Raw genomic sequence first — 19,063 nt, 5'->3', positions numbered from 1 at the left:
TCTCCTCGCGCCCGGGGGATCACTGGGCTAGTTCCTCCTCGCTGGGTCGACCCGCCTGAACCGTTCCGAAGCCCGCCACGACGACACCGGCCAGGGCGAGATACGCCCGGCGGCCCGGCGCCCGCAGGTGGGACGGTTCCACCCGATCGGCCCTGCCGGGGGCCAGGGCGTCCTCCCAGGGCACCCGGACGATCGCCCGGCACCTGCCCCGCGCGACCGCCTCCGCCTGCTCCACGTCGGCCATGCTGCGGCGGCTCACCCCGTTGACCACCATGACCGCCCGATGGCGAAGGTCGGAGCAACCGTGCCCGTCGAGCCACTCGTAGGTCATCGCCACCGCGTCCGGCCCGTCCTCGCTCGCCGGGACGACGAGGACGAGCTGGTCGGCGTAGGGGAGGACCCGCGCGGCCAGAGCCGCGGCCGGGTCCATCACGACGACCTTGTAGTGCCGGTCGAGCATGTCCATCGTCTGGCCGAGCCGCCGGTCGGAGAAGAGCGTCCGGTCGGACAGGCGTTGCTCGGCACCGGCGTCGCTGTCTCCGGCGAGGACCTCCAGCCCCGAGGCGCAGCGGCTGGTGTAGGCGCGCATGCCGAGATATCCCTGGACGCTGTCGAGCCCGGAGAGCAGGGAGGTCAGGGTCTCCGGCGACTCGCCCTGGATCCGGCTGGACAGGGCGTGGGAGCCGGTGCTGGCGTCGACCGCGAGAATCCGGTCCTCGCGGTAGCGGGCGAGGGTGTGGCCGAGCATGAGCGCGGTCGTGGTCTGCCCGGCGCCGCCGGTGCATCCCAGGACCACCACCCGGCGACTGCCGCTGAACACCGCCCTGGCCCGCGCCTCGTCGATCTCCGAGCCGTCCGTACGGCCACCACCGGGTCCGATCACCACCTGGGCCAGCCGCCGCCAGCCGCCGGAGGAGTCACGGCCGACCACCGACTCGACCCGGCGGACCCTGGTCTCGGCCTCGCCACGTGCGGGACCGGTCACCGGTACCGCGGGGGCGACCGGATCCGCCGTGTCGGGCCCCGAGGGAACCGCGCGGATCGACATGCCGCCACCCTGGACGCCGGTGCCCGCCGGAGCGCCGGGACCCGCCTGCGCACTCGCGGGCCGCTCCGGCGGCCATGCCTTCGACGCCCTCGGTGCCCTCGGTGCCTCCGCCGTCTCCGCCGCGCGCCCGATCGGCGTGGGCTGCCCCTTGCGGTGTTGACGCCGTGCGCTCTCCTCGTCCGATCCGTCCCGCTTGTCCTGCCCGCTCTGTCCGGTCTGCGGGAGTTCGGCCGCCTCGGCGCGGCGCCCGACCGGCACCGGTCCGACGAACCTCGGTACGAAGGAGGGGGCGGCGGGCTCCGAGGGCCTCCTGACGGGGTCGGGCACGACGGCCGGCCTCTCGGCGGACACCGCACGGGCCGGGGCGGAGGTCTCCTCCCGTGGCGCCCTGGGTGCCGAGGGCTGCGGCACGGCCGGCGCCTCGCGTCGTTCCTCGGAGGGTTTCGAGGCGGGAGCGTCGGTCTCGAAGGACGCCGCGGGCGCGATCACCTCGGGGCGCTCGGCCGGCGCGTCGGGACGCTCGACCGGCGTGTTCGGTCGCTCGACCGGCGTGAAAGGCACGATCACCTCGGAGGGCGGCGTGACCGCCGCGGGAGGCGTGACCGGTATGGCCGGGGCGGAAGGTACGGCCGGTGGTGGGGGCACGACGGGCGAGGCGGGGGCCGCGGCGGCGCGCTCGGCCTCCGCGGAGGCCGCGAGCCTGCGCAGCCGCCGCAGCGCCTCGGTGCCGATCGGAGCGGGCGGAGCCGCGGACGCGCCGGACGCCGCCGGGGTCTCGTCCCTCGAATCGTCCGCGTTCCCCTCGGCCGCGGATCCGGCCGGCGGAGTGCGGTCGGCCCGCTCCTCGGAAGGTCCCCGGGAATGGTCCGCGGGCGGTCGCGAGGCGGGGCCGAGGATCGGCGTGCCCGGCGCGGACTCGACGGCCTCGGCCGCCTCGGCGAACGCGACGGGCTCGGGCACCGGAGTCACGACGGGCAGGGACGGCACCGACGACGCAGCGGGCCCGGGCGGCGCTGCGGGCCCGGGAAGAACGGCGGGGATCGCGGGGACGGCGACCGGGGGGGCCTCGACGGCCCAGGAGGTCTCGACGCCCCGGGAGGTCTCGGCGGCCGGGCCCTGACCGAGGGCCGGGGTCTGACCGATGCCCGCAGCCTGACCAAGGGCCGGGGCGACACCTTGGCGAAGCGCGTGAACCTCGGTCCTGGCGACGGGCGCGGTGGCGGCGGCCGCCGCGGCCGCGGCCACGGCGGGACGCACCTCGCGGCGGGCGGCGGCGCGCTTGGCCTGGGCGTGCCGGGCCTTGCGCGACGCCTTGACCCTGACGGCCGTGTACTGCGGCGCGGCCCGCCAGATCCGGCCGGTCAGCGTGACCTCGGCGGGTTCGGAGAGGGGGGCCATCCTGCACCAGGTGCGCGGCTCTCCCACGTAGCGCACCTGCGACTGGAGCAGCTCGGTGAGCCTCTTGCTCTCGATCACCGGCCGGGTGGAGAGCCAGGTGACGACACCGGGGGGCACCAGATAGAGCACGTGCCAGGGAGCGGCGAAGGGCAGACCGAGAAGGTAGAGCAGCAGCGACCACGGGGCCAGCACTCCCACGAACCCACCGATCCAGACGATCGGGAGCGGCATCGGCAGCCGTAGGTCGTACAGCTTGTAGAGCCGCTTCTCGATCCTCCAGATATTGGTGTACGTGGGCAGATCCACGTGATCCTCCTCTCCGCCTCTCCTTGTTTGACCGTTCGAACCCGGTCTCAACCCCCCGAGATGCCCAGCGCGCCCGCGATCGCCTTGGCAGTCACCTCGATGATGTTCGGAACGTAGAAGATCACTCCGATCGCGATCGCCAGAATGATGAACTGGACGAATCTGGTGATCTCACGGGTGAAGAGGAAGAAGAGGGCCACCACCGAGACGATGACCAGGAAGAGCGGCGCGAAGAAGCTGCGGAGGAAGTCGGCGAGACCCTCGGTGTTGACGCCCGCCGGAGGTGCTGTGGGCTGAGCGAACTCCATGGCGCTCAGCAGCATGGTCTTGAGAATCACTTCTTGTCCTCCGTACTCACGATCGTGCCCGCCAAGCGGCTAAGAGTCCTCGGCGCGTGTGCGCCGGGACCCGGACCGACGGCTCATCGATCAGGGGGGGTCTGCTCACCGTGGATCGGCACCATTCGATCATGCTTACCCCGCCACAGATCGGTATGCGCCGCGGATGTCCTTGACGAACCACTTGTCGCCCTGCTCGACCATGGTGAGCAAGTAGGACTGCTCCAGCTTGCCTCCCATTTGGCCGGGATCGGCGGGCTCGGGGTCGGTGGACGGGGCCGCCTTCGACGGCACGCCCCACGTGACCGTCGCGGTCACCTCGCGGGTCGCCCCCCCGCCGACGGGCACGGAGAGGTCCTTGAGCTGCAGGAAGGTGAACGCCCCCCCGAACCCCTGCAGGGTGACCCCGGCGTCGGCGTACTGCTGCAGCGAGGTGGTGTCACCGGCGTAGGCCTTGAAGAAGTCTTCCAGCGTGGTGCGCAGCTCCTGCTCCACGGCGCGGTCGCGCTCGGGTGCGGCCTTGGGCGGCAGGGCGGCGGCCCTCGGGGCGGGCAGGATGGCCGGACGGCCGGCGACGACGAACCTCTCCGCGGCCCGGTCGCGGTAGACGGGCACGGACAGGAGCTGGCGGCGGTCCTCCGACTGGTAGGCCACGGTGACGACGGCGTTGTCGGCGTCGACGACCTCGATCCCGTACGGTTGCACCGCTCCAGCGACCATCCTGCCGAAACCGTCCCAGCCGAACTGTCCTTCGACGCCCTCCGGCAGGTAGGGGGCGAGCCTCGACTCCCTCTCCGCGAGGCGGGCCCCGTCGAAGTTCAGATAGACCCCGGCGAACTGGGCCGCGAAGGCGGAGGCCTGGACCGTCGGGAACCCGTTTCCCTCGACGGGCGCCGCGCCCACGGGTGCGTTCTGCTGGGTGAAGCGCTCGAAGGGCGCGCGGACCCCGTTCACGACGATGACGACGATCAGCGCCCAGAGCACGGCGCGGCCGGTCCACACCAGCCAGCGGCCGCCTCCACCGGACCAGCGTCCGCGCGGCACGCCCCGCCCGCGCGCCGGAGCGCGGTCGAGATCGGGATCGTCGGGGAAGTCCGGATATGACGACAGCTCAGGGTCGCCAGCGATCCGGGGATCACGCTGGACTGTCGACCTTCGAGCCATCACGCCTCCGCTCGCGTCAATCCTCGGCCGGTGCGGTGTCGTATTGTTGACGATCCCGTTGGCCATGGTGACGCACTTACTCTAGCCGCCCCGCCGATTCTTCCAGGAAAGCCACGCCTATGCTGCAGGCATCATGATGACTGAGCAAACCGGGTCTGGAACCTCGACGAGGGCGCCGATGCGGCCTATGGTCGGGGAAAAGCGCATTCCCCCTGGCCAGCGCGTGGGGTGATTACTCAAACGCCACCCATTGCTAACCGGACAGCCCCCTGACTGTCGCGACCTGCGCATTTAACACGAAATACGTCACCTGGGGTCACAACCTCTCGAAATACACCTCCGCACCACCCGCTGCCCTCGCGAGAAGACCCCGCCCACCCCGAGACGGACGGCGAGCCGCGAAGACGACGTTCGGTCAGACGTTGAAGCGGAACTCCACCACGTCGCCGTCGCGCATGACGTAGTCCTTGCCCTCGATGCGGGCCTTGCCCGCCTGGCGGGCGGCGGCGATGGAACCGGTCTCCACGAGCTCGTCGAAGGAGACGATCTCCGCCTTGATGAAACCGCGCTGGAAGTCGGTGTGGATCACCCCGGCAGCCTCGGGGGCGGTGGCGCCCTTGCGGATCGTCCAGGCCCTGGTCTCCTTGGGACCCGCGGTCAGGTAGGTCTGCAGGCCCAGGGTCTCGAAGCCCACCCTGGCGAGCTGGGTGAGGCCCGACTCCTCCTGGCCGACGGACTGCAGGAGCTCCAGCGCCTCGGCGTCGTCGAGCTCGACGAGCTCGGACTCGATCTTCGCGTCGAGGAAGACGGCCTCGGCCGGTGCGACGAGCGCCGACAGCTGCGCCCTGAGCTTCTCGTCCACCAGCTCGTCGGCGTCGAGGTTGAAGACGTACAGGAACGGCTTGGCCGTGAGCAGGTGCAGCTCGCGCAGGTCCTTGGGGTCGATGCCCGCGCCCTTGGCCCCGGCGTACAGGGTGGTGCCACCGTCGAGGAGCTTGAACGCCGCCTCCGCCGCCTCCAGCGCGGCCTTGCGGTCCTTGTTGGTCCTGGACTCCTTCTGGAGGCGGGGAATCGCCTTCTCCAGGGTCTGCAGGTCGGCGAGGATCAGCTCGGTGTTGATCGTCTCGATGTCGCGCCCGGGGGCGACGCCGCCGTCCACGTGGGTCACGTCGGGGTCGTTGAAGACCCGGATGACCTGGCAGATCGCGTCGGTCTCACGAATGTTGGCGAGGAACTGGTTGCCTCGCCCCTGTCCCTCGGAGGCGCCGCGGACCAGGCCGGCGATGTCGACGAACTCGACCTTCGCCGGCAGGATCTTCGCCGACCCGAAGATCTCGGCCAGCTTTTCAAGACGCGGGTCGGGAACGCCGACGATGCCCACGTTGGGCTCGATGGTGGCGAACGGATAGTTCGCCGCCAGGGCGTTGGCGGTCTTCGTCAGCGCGTTGAAAAGCGTTGACTTGCCGACGTTGGGCAATCCGACGATGCCGATGCTCAGGCTCACGTGAGCCGAGTTTACGCGGAATGACCCACTGCTACCCGCCACGGGCAGGTCACAGGTACGAATCACGGGACGCTCGCGGGTCACTCACGGGACGCTCGCGGCACGCTCATGGGGCGCGAACCGAGCCGTTCCGGGCCGGGGAGCGTGTCGGAACCGCCGGAAGCGGCCGAGCCTGGAATCATGCCGGGGTGGATGTCATGGCTCTCTCCTTCCAGCTCGCGGTGGGCCTCGCCGCGGGACTCGCGATCGGCTTCCTGCTGGGCCGGGCGCGTTCCTCCTCGGGAGCCGCCGACGTCATGGCCCGCCTCGCCGACGCCGAGGCCCGCGCGAAGATCGCCGAGGAGAAGGTCGTCTACATCGAGGAACAGCTCTCCGAACGGTTCCAGGCCCTGTCGAGCCGGGCGCTGGACGTCAACAACCTGCGGTTCCTGGAGCTGGCGGAGACGAGGCTCGCCGCCAGCCGGGCCGAGGCCGCCGGGGAGCTGGAGCAGCGCAAGCAGGCCGTCGAGCACCTGATCGAGCCGCTGAAGGACACCCTGGCCCGCGTCGAGACGCAGCTGCGCGACACCCAGGCGGGCCAGCGGGCCGCCCACGCCGAGCTGGCCAAGCACATCGACATCGTCCGCGAGAGCAACGAGCAGCTCCGCGCCCAGACGAACTCGCTGGTACGGGCCCTGCAGCGGCCCGAGGCGAGGGGCAGGTGGGGCGAGCTCCAGCTCCGCAGGGTCGCCGAGATCGCCGGCATGCAGCGGTTCTGCGACTTCGACGAGCAGGTGAGCGTCACCACGCCGGACGGCGTCCTGCGACCCGACATGATCGTGCGGCTCGCCGGCGGCAAGAACATCGTGATCGACTCCAAGGTCTCGCTCTCCGCCTACCTGGAGGCCGCCGAGTCGGCCGACCCCGACCATCGGTCGGCCCGGCTCGACGCCCACACCCGGCACGTGCGCGACCACGTCGACCGGCTGGCCTCGAAGCCCTACTGGCAGGCGTTCAGTCCGGCGCCGGAGTTCATGGTGCTGTTCATTCCCGGCGAGGCGTTCCTCGCCCCCGCGCTGGAACGCGACCCCGCCCTGCTGGAGTACGCCATGCGACGGCGGGTCCACATCGCCACGCCGACCACGCTCATCACCATGCTCCGCACCGCGCAGTACGCCTGGCAGCAGGCCGCGCTCGGCGAGAACGCACGGGCGATCTTCGAGGTCGGCAAGGAGCTGTACGAGCGGCTGGGCAGCATGGGGCGCAACGTCGACGCCCTGGGCCGCTCGCTGAGCCGGGCCGTGGAGTCGTACAACAGGACGGTCGGCTCGCTGGAGACCCGGGTGCTGGTGAGCGCCCGCAAGCTGAACGACCTGGGGCTGGTCGAGAGCGACCTGGACACGCCGCAGGCGGTCGAGGACCTGCCGCGCGCCCTGACCTCACCCGAACTCCTGGCGCGAGAGGAGCCAAGCCCGCCTCTCGTATCCCGCCTGAACGGTAGGTTGACCAACGACCTGCCCTGAAACTGTTCCCTCGGGGGCTCCTGCGGCCGGACACTGGAGATAGCGAGGGCGACGGCGCCGGGGGGCCGCGGTGGTCAAGGTCAGGGGGCGAGTGGTGGACGAGCGAGGCGGCGTGCAGCCGGTCGGCGGGGTGATCGCATGAGTGAGCTTGACCGGGCCTCGGGCATCCGGCTGACCGTTCGGGGCGCACTGGCCTTCGTGCTGGCGTCCACGCTGGTGGGCGGCGTGCTGCAGGCGCTGACCGGGGTGGCGGCGCTGACCGGGGCGACGTTCGTCGCCGGTTGCGTCGCCGCCGCGTCGCTGGTGAACCGCAGGGACCTGCTGTCGCTGGTGGTGTCCCCGCCCCTGCTCTTCTTCGTGACCACCGCGTTCGTCGAGGCGATCCGATCCCTGTTCGCGTCCACGCCCGTGCAGGCCTTCGGCCTGGGCATGTACACCGCGCTGTCGCAGGGGGCCCCGTGGCTGTTCGGCGGTTCGTTCCTGGTGCTGGTCATCGCCTGGCGCCGGGGGCTGACCCGCTGCGTCCGAGAGCTGCGCGAGGAGCTCAGGGCCTCCAAGGCCTCGGTGCCCCGCCCCAGGAGCGGCGACGGCGGCGACGGCGACGGCGACGGCAGGGCCTTCGCCCCCGAGCCCGAGGGATACTTCGAGCCCAGGGTGTACGGCACCCCCCGCGAGGGGCAGTAGCGGCCGGGCGCGGGGTTTCGTCCGTGACGGGATCTCCCGGATCGCGGAGAAAGCCGCCGGGCCAGGGCCGCACATGAAAGATCGGCCGGCCGGAGCGTGACAGTGGTCCTCGTGCGAGAGCGCGAAGCGCACGCTCTCGCCGAGGGACTTCGACCCCGTGGGCGGACGACCCGACGTCAGACCGTGGCGCGCAGGTCCCTGCGCAGCTCGTGCGGGAGGGCGAAGCGCACGCTCTCGCGGACGGACTCGACCTCCTCCACGTCCCCGAACCCGTTTCGGGCGAGACGGGCCAGGACCTCGGCGACGAGCTCCTCGGGCACCGAGGCACCACTCGACACGCCGACCGTGGTGACGCCGTCGAACCAGGCGTCGTCGATGAGCGAGGCGTCGTCGACCAGATAGGAGGCGTCGGCCCCGTGGTCGAGGGCGACCTCGACGAGCCGCTTGGAGTTGGAGGAGTTCTCGGAGCCGACGACGATGACCAGCTGGGCCTGGGCGGCGATCTCCTTGACCGCGACCTGGCGGTTCTGGGTGGCGTAGCAGATGTCGTCGCTCGGAGGGTCGATCAGGTTGGGGAAGCGCTCCTTGAGCCGGGAGACCGTCTCGGTCGTCTCGTCCACCGACAGCGTGGTCTGCGACAGCCAGACCAGCCGATCGGGATCCTTGACCTGCAGGGTGTCGACCGAGTGCAGGCCGTCGACGAGCTGGACGTGGTCGGGCGCCTCGCCCGCGGTGCCCTCGACCTCCTCGTGGCCCTCGTGACCGATGAGGAGGATGTCGTAGTCCTGGGAGGCGAAACGCTTGGCCTCGTTGTGCACCTTGGTCACCAGGGGGCAGGTGGCGTCGATCGTCTTGAGGCTGCGGTCCGCGGCCTCCTGATGGACCGCGGGAGAGACGCCGTGGGCGGAGAAGACGACGATCGCGCCCTCGGGCACCTGCTCGGTCTCCTCGACGAAGATCGCCCCGCGCTGCTCCAGCGTCTTGACCACGTGGGTGTTGTGGACGATCTGCTTACGTACGTAGATCGGGGCGCCGTACTGCTCCAGCGCCTTCTCCACGGCCTGGACCGCACGATCGACCCCCGCGCAGTAACCACGGGGCTTCGCCACTAGTACGCGTCGGGTCGCGGGGGTGTCTGAAGTCATGCTCATATGCTACGTGGACACGCCCGCGAGACTGCCCATACGTCCCACAAGCTCATGCGGCACAAGTCTTGTCACACTAGCCTTCTCGATACAGACCTCCCAGGGAGACGATATGTCAGTCCCCGACATGATTCGCAATGTCACACAAAAGGCAAAAGACCTGCCGCTGCACATGCTGCAGAGCGCACTGAGCGGGGTCGGCCAGGCCCTGCTCCTCGGCGACCGCGTCCGGACCAGGTTCAAGGGAACCTCGGGCCAGGGCGAGACCGCCGAGGAACCCACCGGGACGATCGGCGACCAGCCGGCGAAGAGCGGCGAGGAGAGCACGGAGCAGGCGGGGAAGCCCACCCGTCGCGAGCCCGTCATCTTCGCGCCGCGTCCGGAGAAGGCCGCGAGCGCTCCCTCCGGCGAGCGCAACGGGACGAAGACCACCCCCGACCCCGTCATCTTCAGCCCCACCAAGCCCGACACCGCGACGCCCGCCTCGCCCGAGGTCAAGGTCCCCGAGGTCCCCGAGGTCCCCGAGGTCAGGGCAGAGGCCGGCGACGCCCCGGAGGCCAAGGCTCCCGAGGCCGTCGACACCCCTGCCGCCGCCGGAACCACCGAGGCCCCCGCCTCGACTCCGGAGCCTGAGAGCACCCCGGCTCCGCAGTCCGAGAGCACCCCGGCTCCGGAGCCTGAGGCCGCCCCGGCGAAGCCCGCCGAGGTCGTCGCCACGGAGCCCTCGGACACCGCCGAGGTGAAGGCCACGGAAGCACCGGCCGCCCCGGAAGTCTCGGCGTCCCCGGCCGTCGCCGAGACTCCCAAGGCCGCCAAGACCTCCAAGACCTCGGCTCCCAAGACCGCCAAGGCACCCAAGACCCCCGAGGCCCCCGAGGTCAAGGGCGCGGAGACTCCGGCGGCGGAGGCGGACGCGGTCACCGAGACCCCCGCCAGGAAGCCCAGGGCCACCCGGGCCAAGGCCGCCGACGCCCCAGCCGCCGAAGCCGCAACCGCAGCCCCCGAGGCCGTCGAGGCCACCGCCCCGAAGGCCAGGACGACCAGGACGACCAGGACCCGCAAGACGACCGCCAAGGCCGCCCCTGCGGACACCGTGGCCGAGCGCGCCGAGAGCGGCACCCTGACGAGCGCCACGACTTCCGCGGCCGAGGCGGAGGCCCCCGCGGTGGTGAAGGTCGAGGTGACCGAGGTCGACACCGCGAAGCCCGAGACCGCGGACGCCGCGGTGGTCGAGGTGACCGGGACCAGGGTCGCGGCCCCCGAGGCCGCCGACGCGGCCGGCCCCTCCCCGAGGACGACGACCACGGCGGCGGAGTCCTCCTCGGAAACCGCCACGCCCGCCGAGCCTCTTCCCGGCTACGCGGAACTGACGGTCGCGTCCCTGCGTGCGCGGATGCGCGGCAGGACCTCCGAGCAGATCCGGGAGCTGCTCGCCTACGAGCGGGCCACCGCGGACCGCGAGGTCGTCGTGCGGATGTACGAGAACCGCCTGGCCAAGCTGGCGGCCGCGGAATAGTCGCCTCCGGCGCGTAGGCTCCCGGCCATGAGCTCGAACACCACCCCTGAGCAGCCTCTACCGGTTCGCACGGTGTTGCAGATGGTCGGCGGCTGGATCGGCAAGCTCGGCACCGTCTGGGTCGAGGGGCAGATCACCGAGCTGACCGCCCGCGGCGGCACGGTGTTCCTGACGTTGCGCGACCCGGTGGCCAACGTGTCGGCCCGGATCACCTGCCCGCGCGGTGTCTACGAGGCGACCGTCCCCCGGCCGGTCGACGGCGCGAGGATCGTGGCCCACCTGAAGCCCGACTTCTGGGTCAACAAGGGCTCGTTCGCGTTCACCGCGCTGGAGATGCGGCCGGTCGGGGTGGGTGAGCTGCTGGCGCGGCTTGAGCGGCTGCGCCGGCTGCTCGCCTCGGAGGGGCTTTTCGGCGTCGACAGGAAGCGGCGGCTGCCGTTCCTGCCGGGCACGGTCGGGCTGATCTGCGGCCGCGACTCGGCCGCCGAGCGCGACGTGCTGGAAAACTCCCGGCGCCGCTGGCCCGCCGTGCGGTTCAAGGTCGAGCCGGTGGCCGTGCAGGGGCCGTACGCGGTCGGTGAGGTCGTCGAGGCGCTGCGCAAGTTCGACGCCGACGCCGAGGTCGACGTCATCGTGGTCGCGCGGGGCGGCGGGTCGATGGAGGACCTGCTGCCCTTCTCCGACGAGGCCCTCGTGCGGGCGGTGGCGGCCTGCCGTACGCCCGTGGTGAGCGCGATCGGCCACGAGCAGGACAATCCGCTGCTCGACCTGGTCGCCGACGTGCGCGCGTCCACCCCGACGGACGCCGCGAAGAAGGTCGTGCCGGACGTCGGCGAGCAGATGACGCTGATCCGCCAGCTCCGCGACCGGGGTCGCAGGGTGGCGGGCGGCTGGCTCGACCGCGAGACGGCCTGGCTCGCGGCGGCCCGCTCCCGCCCCTCTCTCGCCGACCCGGTGCGCGAGGTCGAACGCAGGGCCGAGCAGGCCGAGCAGCTCAGGGATCGGGCGAGGCGGTCCCTCACCGCCTCCCTGGACCGTGCCTCCGACTCGCTGGAGCACCTGCGTGCCCGCCTGGTCTCGCTGTCTCCCGCCGCCACGCTGGAACGCGGTTACGCGATCGTGCAGCGCCCCTCGGGCGAGGTCGTACGGCTCGCGAGCGAGGTCTCCCCCGGTGACGAGCTCACGGTGCGCTTCCCCGACGACCGGGTCCGGGTCAGGAGCGATCCCGCCAGGTGAGCGAGGGGTAGCCGTCGTCGACGAAGCCGAGCTGCCGGTAGAGGGGCTCGGCGTCGGAGGTCGCGTGCAGGTCGACCCTGCGGACCCCGCTGTCGCGGTACCACTCCAGGAGGGCTCCCATGATCGCCCGGCCGTGCCCCCTGCGCCGGTGGCGGGGATCGGTGGTCATGCCCTGGACGTAGCCGTAGCGGCCGTCGGGAAGGCTGGGGCCGGGAAAGCGGTCGAAGATGAGGCCGATCCCGCAGGCCGCCAGCCCCCTGTGGGGGGAGTCCACCACGTAGACGGCGGTGTCGGAGCTGCCCAGCCGCTCCCGGAGGCTCTCGGCGTAGGCGTGCTGCCACTCCTCCTCGATGGGGAGGTGGCCGTCCATCGCCATCCGGTCGGCCAGGATCTCACGGAGGCGCACCAGCTCGGGAATGTCGCCGACGGCCGCGTCACGAACGTTCACCTCGGCATTCTTCCAGCCGTACGGCACCGGCGAGGCGGGAGGGGAGCCCGCCGGCGCCGGTCGGCCCTCGCGGGCCGGCGTTGACTCCCGGCACGGCACGGCGTCACCGGATGGGCGCGACGATCTAAGGTGGGTTCGTGGCCGATGAGAAGAGACCGTCGTACGAGCAGGCGCGCGAGGAGCTGACCGAGGTGGTCCGCAGTCTCGAGGCGGGCGGGCTCACCCTGGAACAGTCGATCGAGCTCTGGGAGCGCGGCGAGAAGCTGGCCGCGATCTGCGAGGAGTGGCTCCAGGGCGCCCGGGTGAGGCTCGCGGCCGCGATGGCCCAGCGGCGGCAACCCGACCCGGCCGGGGAGACGCCCTTCTGAGTCCCCTCGGCGACCGGCTGACGTCGGAGCGGGCGTTTCCAACGGCATCACCGCCCACGATCATCGATCGTTTTGGAATCACGTCGCCGCCCTGCTCCGGATGTCCGCGCCGTTGGACAGAGCCATCCCTACTCGACCGGCCGTTCCCAATCTTTCTCTCATAGAGAGCGAGTAGAACGATGCGGTGAACGAACAACCCGTCGCGAAGGTGCTGGTCGTCGACGACGAACCGAACATTCGCGAACTGCTGTCCGAGGCCCTGGAACTGAACGGCTTCGCCGTACGGACCGTCGCGGACGGCCGCGAGGCACTGGAGGCGGTGGCCCGAGAGCGGCCCGACATCGTCGTGCTGGACGTGATGATGCCCGGCCTGGATGGGTTCACGGTCGCGCGCAGGCTCCACGAGGCCGGTGACAGCCCCATGCTGCTCTTTCTGACCGCCAAGGACGCGGTGTCCGACCGGATCGCGGGGCTGACCGCCGGTGGTGACGACTATGTGACCAAACCTTTCAGTCTGGAGGAGGTGCTCCTGCGGCTGCGGGCGATCATGCGCAGGGCGCGGCCCGCGCAGGAGCAGGTCGACGACGGCGTGCTGCGCTACGCCGACCTGGAACTCGACGAGCAGGCACACACCGTACGGCGGGCGGGCCGGGCGATCCACCTGTCTCCGACGGAGTTCAGCCTGCTGCGCTACCTGATGATCAACGCCGAGCGGGTGGTCAGCAAGGCGCAGATCCTCGATCGCGTGTGGGACCACGCCTTCGACGGCGAAAGCAGGATCGTGGAGTCCTACATCAGTTACCTGCGGCGGAAGATCGACGCTGACGGCCCGCCGCTGATCCACACGTTGCGTGGCGTCGGCTACCGGTTGCAGAGGTTCTCGTGAGACGGACCTGGCCCCTGCGGCATCGACTGCTGGCCGCGCTGCTCGGTCTGTGCGCGGCCGGGCTGACGGTGTTCGCCACCGCGAGCGTACTGCTGCTGGAGCGTTCGCTGTTGTCCAGGGTGGACGCCCAGCTGACCGAGACGGCTGTCACCTTCGGCCGGCGCCCGCTCCTGCCTCCGCCCCCACCCCCGGCGGACAGGGGGCAGCCCGTTCAGATCCCCACACAGTTCAAGATCGCCTTTTACTCCCCTTCGGGGACTCTGCTGCGCAGCCTGCCCGCGGAGAACGGCGACGGACCGATCGTCCCCGCCGCGGCGATAGCCACCGTCCCGCGAGGCCCCATCACCGTGCCCGCCACGGGGACGGGTGAGTGGCGACTGCTGGTGAGGAGCCTGCCCGACGGCACCAGGCTGACCGTGTCGATGTCGCTGGAGCCCAACCGGGCGACCGTGCACCAGATCCTGGTCATCGAGGCGGTGGCGGGCAGCCTGGTGTTACTGCTGCTCGGCACGCTCGCCTTCGCCGTGGTGCGGCTGGGCCTGCGACCGCTGACCCGCATGGAGCAGACCGCCGAGGCCATCGCAGGCGGAGACATCCACCGCAGGGTCGGCGACACCGACCCCGACACCGAGACAGGCCGTCTCGGCGGCGCGCTGAACACCATGCTGGAGCGCCTGGCCACCGCACTCAACGAGTCCGAGCGCTCAGAACGGCGATTGCGGCACTTCGTCGCCGACGCCTCGCACGAACTGCGTACCCCGCTCACCTCCATCAGGGGCTTCGCCGAGCTCTACCATCACGGCCAGGACGCCGGGGATCCGGTGACCGAGCGGCTGCTGCGCAGAATCGAGGCCGAGGCCGAGCGCATGGGCGTCCTGGTGGAGGACATGCTGCTGCTGGCCAGGCTGGACCAGGAGCCCGCGATGGAGCCCAGCGTCGTGGACCTGCACGTGCTGGCCGGAGACGTGGTGCACGCCGCTCGCGCTCGCGATCGCGAACGGCCGATCCAACTGATCATCTCCGACGGGCCGGTCTTCGTGCGCGGTGACGAGCGCCGCCTGCATCAGGTCATCGCCAATCTGGTCGGCAACGCCATCCAGCACACCTCTTCCGGCACCGGGATCAGCCTCACCGTCGCTCCGCGAGCGGTTGCCGGGGTTCTCACCCCCGGTGTCGTGCACGCCGGTACCGGTCCCGCCCCCCACCGCGGAGCCGCACTACTCGAAGTGCGAGACGAGGGGCAGGGCATCGCCCCCGAGCATCTGCCATACCTGTTCGACCGCTTCTACCGTGCCGATCCGGACCGCTCCCGCGACAGCGGCGGGACAGGGCTGGGCCTGGCCATAACCGCCGCGCTCGTGCAGGCGCACGACGGCCGGATCGAGGTGACCAGCACACCTGGCCGCGGCACCACCTTCCGCGTGCTTCTCCCGCTGGAGCAGCCCCAGGACAGCTGAACGTCCACAGGCGGTTCACCTTCTCGTCGGATGCGGTTCACACACTGTTCCCAGCTTGGTGCTGTCAGATGTGCGCTGACGAAAGGAGAAACATGCTGGCAAGATTCCGCAAACCAGCCGTCTCCGTGGCTCGCGACAGCGATCGAAGCACATCCGGCGCCGAACCAGCCGGTGATCCGGCCGACGATCGGGGTCACCGGCTGCGGGCACCGAGCAGGCTGCACGCCTTCAACCGGTACGAGATCAAGTACCTCGTGGAGACCTCGGAGGCGGTCACGCTCAGGAAAGAGATCGAGCAGCGCCTGGATCGCGACCGTCACAGCGGCCAGGAGGGGTACGGCATCTGGAGCGTCTACTACGACACCCGGCAGTTGCGCTTTTACTGGGAGAAGATCGAAGGGCTGAGGTTCCGCAGGAAACTGCGGGTGCGCCACTACGGCGACCGGTTCACCCTGCGGGACGACACTCCGGTGTTCGTCGAGATCAAGCAGCGGGTCAACCGGGTCACGCAGAAGCGACGGGTGAGCCTGCCCTACAGGGACGCGCTGCGCCTGTGTGACGGCCGCCAGATGGTCGAGCACGAGCCGTCCCAGCGCGCGTTCCTGCAGGAGGTGCTCGACCTCTCCTTGCGTCTGGACCTGCGGGCTGTCGCGATGACCGGTTACACCCGGCACGCCTACGTGGGCCGCGACGCCGACGTGGGCCTGCGCGTCACCTTCGACAACCGCGTCCGGGGCCGTGACCGCGACTTCCACCTGGGCGCCGACGCCGAGAACAGGCTCATCGTCCCCGCCCACATGTCCATCGTCGAGGTCAAGGCCAACGAGCGCGTGCCGTACTGGCTGACCGACCTGACCGCCAAACGGAACCTGCAGGTGGTCCGGGTCTCCAAGTACTGCCAGAGCGTGGAGGCGCATGGACTCGCCCCCCGCTCGGTCTTTCACATTCCCGACCACGATCTCGATCTCGGCCGCCATCAGCCGGCCGTTCTCTCGGAGGCATGACTCCCCATGGACTTCTCGTTCCAGGACCTGTCCGGCACGTTCAGCGTGGCCGACATCGCGATCGCGATGTCGCTGTCGTTCGTGCTCAGCGCGATGATCGGCTGGGTGTACCGGGCCACGCACCGCAACGTGTCCTACAGCCAGTCCTACGTGCAGACGCTGGTCATCCTGGGCATGCTGATCTCGCTGATCATGCTGGTCGTCGGCTCGAACATCGCCCGCGCCTTCGCCCTGGTCGGCGCGCTCTCGGTGGTGCGGTTCCGTAACGCCATCAAGGAGACGCGTGACGTCGGGTTCATCTTCCTCGTCATGGGCATCGGGATGGCCGTCGGTACCCGCTTCTACCTGCTGGCCATCGTCGCCGCCGTGGCGATCTCGCTGATCATCATGGTCATGCACCGGTTCAACTGGTTCCAGCTCAACGTACGGCGGCAGGTGGTCAAGGTGCAGGTTCCCACGGATGAGGACTACACCGCGGTCATCCAGGATGTGCTCATCCGGCACACCGAGGAGTTCGAGCTGGTCAGCATGGAGTCGATCCGAGGTGGCGCACTGACGGAGCTGATGTACACCGTGAAGATCAAAAAGGGCAGCGAGCCTGCCGACGTGATGGCCGCGCTGCGCGAGCGCAACCACGGCCAGCCGGTCACCATCTTGACCGGATACGACCAGAGCGACCTGTAGGCCGGCACCATGGCGCAGCTCAAGCATCGCATTCCGGTCAAACTCCGACACAACTGGAAGCTGGTCACGCTGTGCGCGGCGTTCCTCGCCCTGTGCTGGGGCGTACTCGGCAGCGGGATGATCCGCCCCTACGTCACCGTCTCCCAGACCGCCACGGCCGAGACCGTCATCACGAACGTGACCGGCACCAAGGAGCTCTTCGACACCTCCGTGGCGCACGAGGTGAAGATCACCTTCACCGACGCGGCCTATGAGGACATGCTGAACGAGTACTTCAAGGACGGCGACAAGAAGTATGTCGAAGCCGATCTGACCATCGACGGCACCCGCGTCCCCAGCGTGGGCATCCGGCTCAAGGGCAACTCCACTCTGGCCGGGCTGACCTGGAAGGGACAGTCCAGGCAACGGAGCATGCCTGGCGGCGGGCAACGACGCGGAGGTATGCCGGAGGGCTTCCAACCACCCGAGGGCTTCCAACCACCCGAAGGCGGTGAGCCAAATGGCGACCAGCCCAGAGGTGGTGGGTTCGGCGCGTCCTTGAAGGGCGAGGAGCCTGAGAACCTGCCGTGGCTGATCAGCTTCGACGAGTTTGTGGAGGGCCGCCGCTACCAGGGGCACAACCAGGTGGCGGTACGGCCGGCCGCGATGGGCTCGACGACGATGCTGAACGAGGCACTGGGCATCGCACTGGTCGGCGCCTCCGGTGAGCCTACCCAGCGCTCCATCCACAGCGCCTTCACCGTCAACGGCCGCACCTCGACACCGCGCCTGATCGTGGAATACCTCGACGAGGGCTATGCGGAAAACCTCGGCGAAGGCGTGCTGTACAAGTCGTTGGCCAGCGGCTCCTTCACTTACAAGGGCGAGGACCAGACCGGGTACACCAACGACTTCAAGCAGATCAACAAGGTCGGCGTCCAGGATCTGCAGCCGGTCATCGATCTGGTCAAATGGGTGAACGAGGCTTCCGACGCCGAATTCACCTCAGGCCTGGGCGAGCGTTTGGACGTGGAGTCGTTCGCCCGTTATCTGGTCCTGCAGAACCTCATGGTCAACTTCGACGACATGGCTGGGCCCGGACGCAACTACTACCTGTGGTACGACCTGGACACCAAGAAGTTCAAAGTCATCACCTGGGACCTCAACTTCGCCTTCAACGGTAACGCCAAGAGTGGTGTGAACGACACGATCTCGATGGGCGGCGGCCGAAGACTCCCCCAGCAAGGGCAACAGAACCAGCAAGGTCGGCAGAACCAGCCGTCTCAGAGTGCCACCCCACCCCGGAATGGCCGGCCGGAGCGTCCGCAAGGTGCAGAAGGCGGCGGCATGATGCGCTTGGGCCATCCTCTGAAGGAGAAGTTCCTCAAGAACGCCGCCTTCAAGAAGATCTACCAGGAGCAGTATCGCGCTCTGTACACCGAACTGCTCGGCAACGGCACCGCGTCCGGCCTGCTCGACGATCTTGTCACGTCCTACAAGCTGAACGAGAACGCCGACACCGCCAAGGCCGACACCGAGGCGGAGAAGCTGCGCACGTTCCTGACCACCCGCACTCAGACGCTGCGGTCCGACAAGGCGATCAGCGGCACGTAGCGCCCTTGTGATCGCCTGGGTTCCCGACACGGGGGTCTGGACCGAAAACCAGGAGCGACCGCGGCTCAACCGTTCTCCGACAGACCGTCCCGCCGGAGGAGCCACCCCATCACCCTTTTACGGACCACGCAGGTCAGGTGCGTGACAACCAACGATCACGCACATGACCCGTGGCCGGCACCGGCCCGCCTGACGGCCACATGACCGGCTCTCTAGGAGGTGTTTCTCGGCAGTTGTTTGAGGGACCCGGCCAGGGTGGACAGCTCGTCCCACGGGGCGGTGCCGGTGACGACGATCGTGACGTCCGGCAGGAACCGTACGAGGGAGCGCTGGTTCTTGTCCTCACGGACGCGCTGCTCCCAGGTGACGCCGTTGATCTGGACGGTGCCGGTGACCGTGGAGGTGTTGGAGAGCCGGTTCGCGAACTCGGCCTCGGGCTTCTCGTCGCTCTGGGCGAGCATCGCGTGGAAGCGCTTCGCGGTGGCGAACCCGAGCCTCCAGGTCGTGACACCGTTCGCGCTCGTGTTCTTGGAGCTGTTCGGGACCCATCCGGCGGCGACGGGTTCGGGGGCCCACACCAGGAAGGGCGCCGTACGGCGCAGGTCGGCGAGGGCGATCGAGTAGTCGACCCTGGGGATGTGCTCGGTCCTGCTTTGCGGCGTGACCAGCAGGAACAGGCCGACGGCGGCCAGACAGACCGCCATCGCGAACACGTAGCCGTAGAAGCCCTGGGTGAACTTTCGCACGACTGTCGACACTATCCGTTCGGGTGGGCGGTCGGC

At 69.8% G+C, this 19,063-nt stretch carries 17 protein-coding genes; 10 read left to right on the top strand and 7 right to left on the bottom strand.

Features of this window, described 5'->3' with window-relative positions; all coding sequences use genetic code 11:
• Nucleotides 1–19: 19 nt before the first annotated feature.
• The 4 genes from AB0B90_RS21865 to ychF all read right to left on the bottom strand — a co-directional run bounded on the left by AB0B90_RS21865 (nucleotide 20) and on the right by ychF (nucleotide 5,758).
• Nucleotides 20–2,752: a TcpE family conjugal transfer membrane protein gene (locus tag AB0B90_RS21865; RefSeq protein ID WP_362924337.1), complete on the bottom strand. Its 2,733-nt coding sequence runs from the start codon at nucleotides 2,750–2,752 to the stop codon at nucleotides 20–22.
• Nucleotides 2,753–2,799: 47 nt separating this feature from the next.
• Complete coding sequence (locus AB0B90_RS21860) at nucleotides 2,800–3,075, bottom strand: hypothetical protein (protein WP_037970213.1); 276 nt, start codon at nucleotides 3,073–3,075, stop codon at nucleotides 2,800–2,802.
• A gap of 150 nt (nucleotides 3,076–3,225) precedes the next feature.
• Complete coding sequence (locus AB0B90_RS21855) at nucleotides 3,226–4,254, bottom strand: conjugal transfer protein (protein WP_350947955.1); 1,029 nt, start codon at nucleotides 4,252–4,254, stop codon at nucleotides 3,226–3,228.
• Between the two features lie 415 nt (nucleotides 4,255–4,669).
• Complete coding sequence (ychF, locus tag AB0B90_RS21850; RefSeq protein WP_350947956.1) at nucleotides 4,670–5,758, bottom strand: redox-regulated ATPase YchF; 1,089 nt, start codon at nucleotides 5,756–5,758, stop codon at nucleotides 4,670–4,672.
• A 197-nt stretch (nucleotides 5,759–5,955) separates the two neighbouring features.
• On the opposite strand from ychF, the gene rmuC reads away from it, so the two are divergent.
• On the top strand, nucleotides 5,956–7,260 hold the full coding sequence (gene rmuC, locus AB0B90_RS21845; RefSeq protein WP_350947985.1) for a DNA recombination protein RmuC: 1,305 nt from the start codon (nucleotides 5,956–5,958) through the stop codon (nucleotides 7,258–7,260).
• A gap of 138 nt (nucleotides 7,261–7,398) precedes the next feature.
• Nucleotides 7,399–7,944, top strand: coding sequence for a DUF6542 domain-containing protein (locus AB0B90_RS21840; protein ID WP_362924335.1), 546 nt, complete (start codon nucleotides 7,399–7,401; stop codon nucleotides 7,942–7,944).
• 176 nt (nucleotides 7,945–8,120) lie between these two features.
• Here AB0B90_RS21840 and AB0B90_RS21835 read toward each other — a convergent pair whose 3' ends face one another.
• On the bottom strand, nucleotides 8,121–9,089 hold the full coding sequence (locus AB0B90_RS21835; protein ID WP_350947958.1) for a 4-hydroxy-3-methylbut-2-enyl diphosphate reductase: 969 nt from the start codon (nucleotides 9,087–9,089) through the stop codon (nucleotides 8,121–8,123).
• Between the two features lie 112 nt (nucleotides 9,090–9,201).
• Here AB0B90_RS21835 and AB0B90_RS21830 point away from each other — a divergent pair, with 112 nt between their 5' ends.
• Together AB0B90_RS21830 and xseA are read left to right on the top strand one after the other, a co-directional pair.
• On the top strand, nucleotides 9,202–10,605 hold the full coding sequence (locus AB0B90_RS21830; protein ID WP_350947959.1) for a hypothetical protein: 1,404 nt from the start codon (nucleotides 9,202–9,204) through the stop codon (nucleotides 10,603–10,605).
• A gap of 27 nt (nucleotides 10,606–10,632) precedes the next feature.
• Nucleotides 10,633–11,841 (top strand): exodeoxyribonuclease VII large subunit, encoded by a 1,209-nt coding sequence (gene xseA / locus AB0B90_RS21825; RefSeq protein ID WP_350947960.1) that lies wholly within the window; start codon nucleotides 10,633–10,635, stop codon nucleotides 11,839–11,841.
• Here the strand turns inward: xseA and AB0B90_RS21820 are convergent.
• Complete coding sequence (locus tag AB0B90_RS21820; RefSeq protein ID WP_362924332.1) at nucleotides 11,819–12,289, bottom strand: GNAT family N-acetyltransferase; 471 nt, start codon at nucleotides 12,287–12,289, stop codon at nucleotides 11,819–11,821. The two genes, xseA and AB0B90_RS21820, sit on opposite strands and share 23 nt — an antisense overlap.
• Nucleotides 12,290–12,426: 137 nt before the next feature.
• On the opposite strand from AB0B90_RS21820, the gene AB0B90_RS21815 reads away from it, so the two are divergent.
• The 6 genes from AB0B90_RS21815 to AB0B90_RS21790 all read left to right on the top strand — a co-directional run bounded on the left by AB0B90_RS21815 (nucleotide 12,427) and on the right by AB0B90_RS21790 (nucleotide 18,281).
• Entirely contained in the window at nucleotides 12,427–12,657 is a 231-nt protein-coding gene (locus AB0B90_RS21815) for an exodeoxyribonuclease VII small subunit (protein WP_350947962.1), read from the top strand.
• A 184-nt stretch (nucleotides 12,658–12,841) separates the two neighbouring features.
• Nucleotides 12,842–13,543, top strand: a complete 702-nt coding sequence (locus tag AB0B90_RS21810) for a response regulator transcription factor (protein ID WP_350947963.1) — start codon at nucleotides 12,842–12,844, stop codon at nucleotides 13,541–13,543.
• Nucleotides 13,540–15,000 carry an ATP-binding protein gene (locus AB0B90_RS21805; RefSeq protein ID WP_362924330.1) on the top strand — a complete coding sequence of 487 codons (1,461 nt, stop codon included), beginning with the start codon at nucleotides 13,540–13,542 and terminating at the stop codon, nucleotides 14,998–15,000. The genes AB0B90_RS21810 and AB0B90_RS21805 overlap by 4 nt, the downstream gene beginning before the upstream one ends.
• A 92-nt stretch (nucleotides 15,001–15,092) precedes the next feature.
• Nucleotides 15,093–16,004 (top strand): polyphosphate polymerase domain-containing protein, encoded by a 912-nt coding sequence (locus AB0B90_RS21800; protein WP_362924328.1) that lies wholly within the window; start codon nucleotides 15,093–15,095, stop codon nucleotides 16,002–16,004.
• Nucleotides 16,005–16,010: 6 nt separating this feature from the next.
• Nucleotides 16,011–16,688 carry a DUF4956 domain-containing protein gene (locus tag AB0B90_RS21795; RefSeq protein WP_350947966.1) on the top strand — a complete coding sequence of 226 codons (678 nt, stop codon included), beginning with the start codon at nucleotides 16,011–16,013 and terminating at the stop codon, nucleotides 16,686–16,688.
• A 9-nt stretch (nucleotides 16,689–16,697) separates the two neighbouring features.
• Complete coding sequence (locus AB0B90_RS21790; protein WP_362924326.1) at nucleotides 16,698–18,281, top strand: CotH kinase family protein; 1,584 nt, start codon at nucleotides 16,698–16,700, stop codon at nucleotides 18,279–18,281.
• A gap of 212 nt (nucleotides 18,282–18,493) precedes the next feature.
• Here AB0B90_RS21790 and AB0B90_RS21785 read toward each other — a convergent pair whose 3' ends face one another.
• Nucleotides 18,494–19,027, bottom strand: a complete 534-nt coding sequence (locus AB0B90_RS21785) for a DUF4245 domain-containing protein (RefSeq protein WP_350947968.1) — start codon at nucleotides 19,025–19,027, stop codon at nucleotides 18,494–18,496.
• Between the last annotated feature and the right edge of the window lie 36 nt (nucleotides 19,028–19,063).

The sequence above is a fragment of the Streptosporangium sp. NPDC049078 genome (genome assembly GCF_040648855.1).
GTDB lineage: Bacteria > Actinomycetota > Actinomycetes > Streptosporangiales > Streptosporangiaceae > Streptosporangium.
The sequence above is the reverse complement of the archived record's forward strand: the minus strand, read 5'-3'. Positions and strand labels throughout refer to the sequence as shown.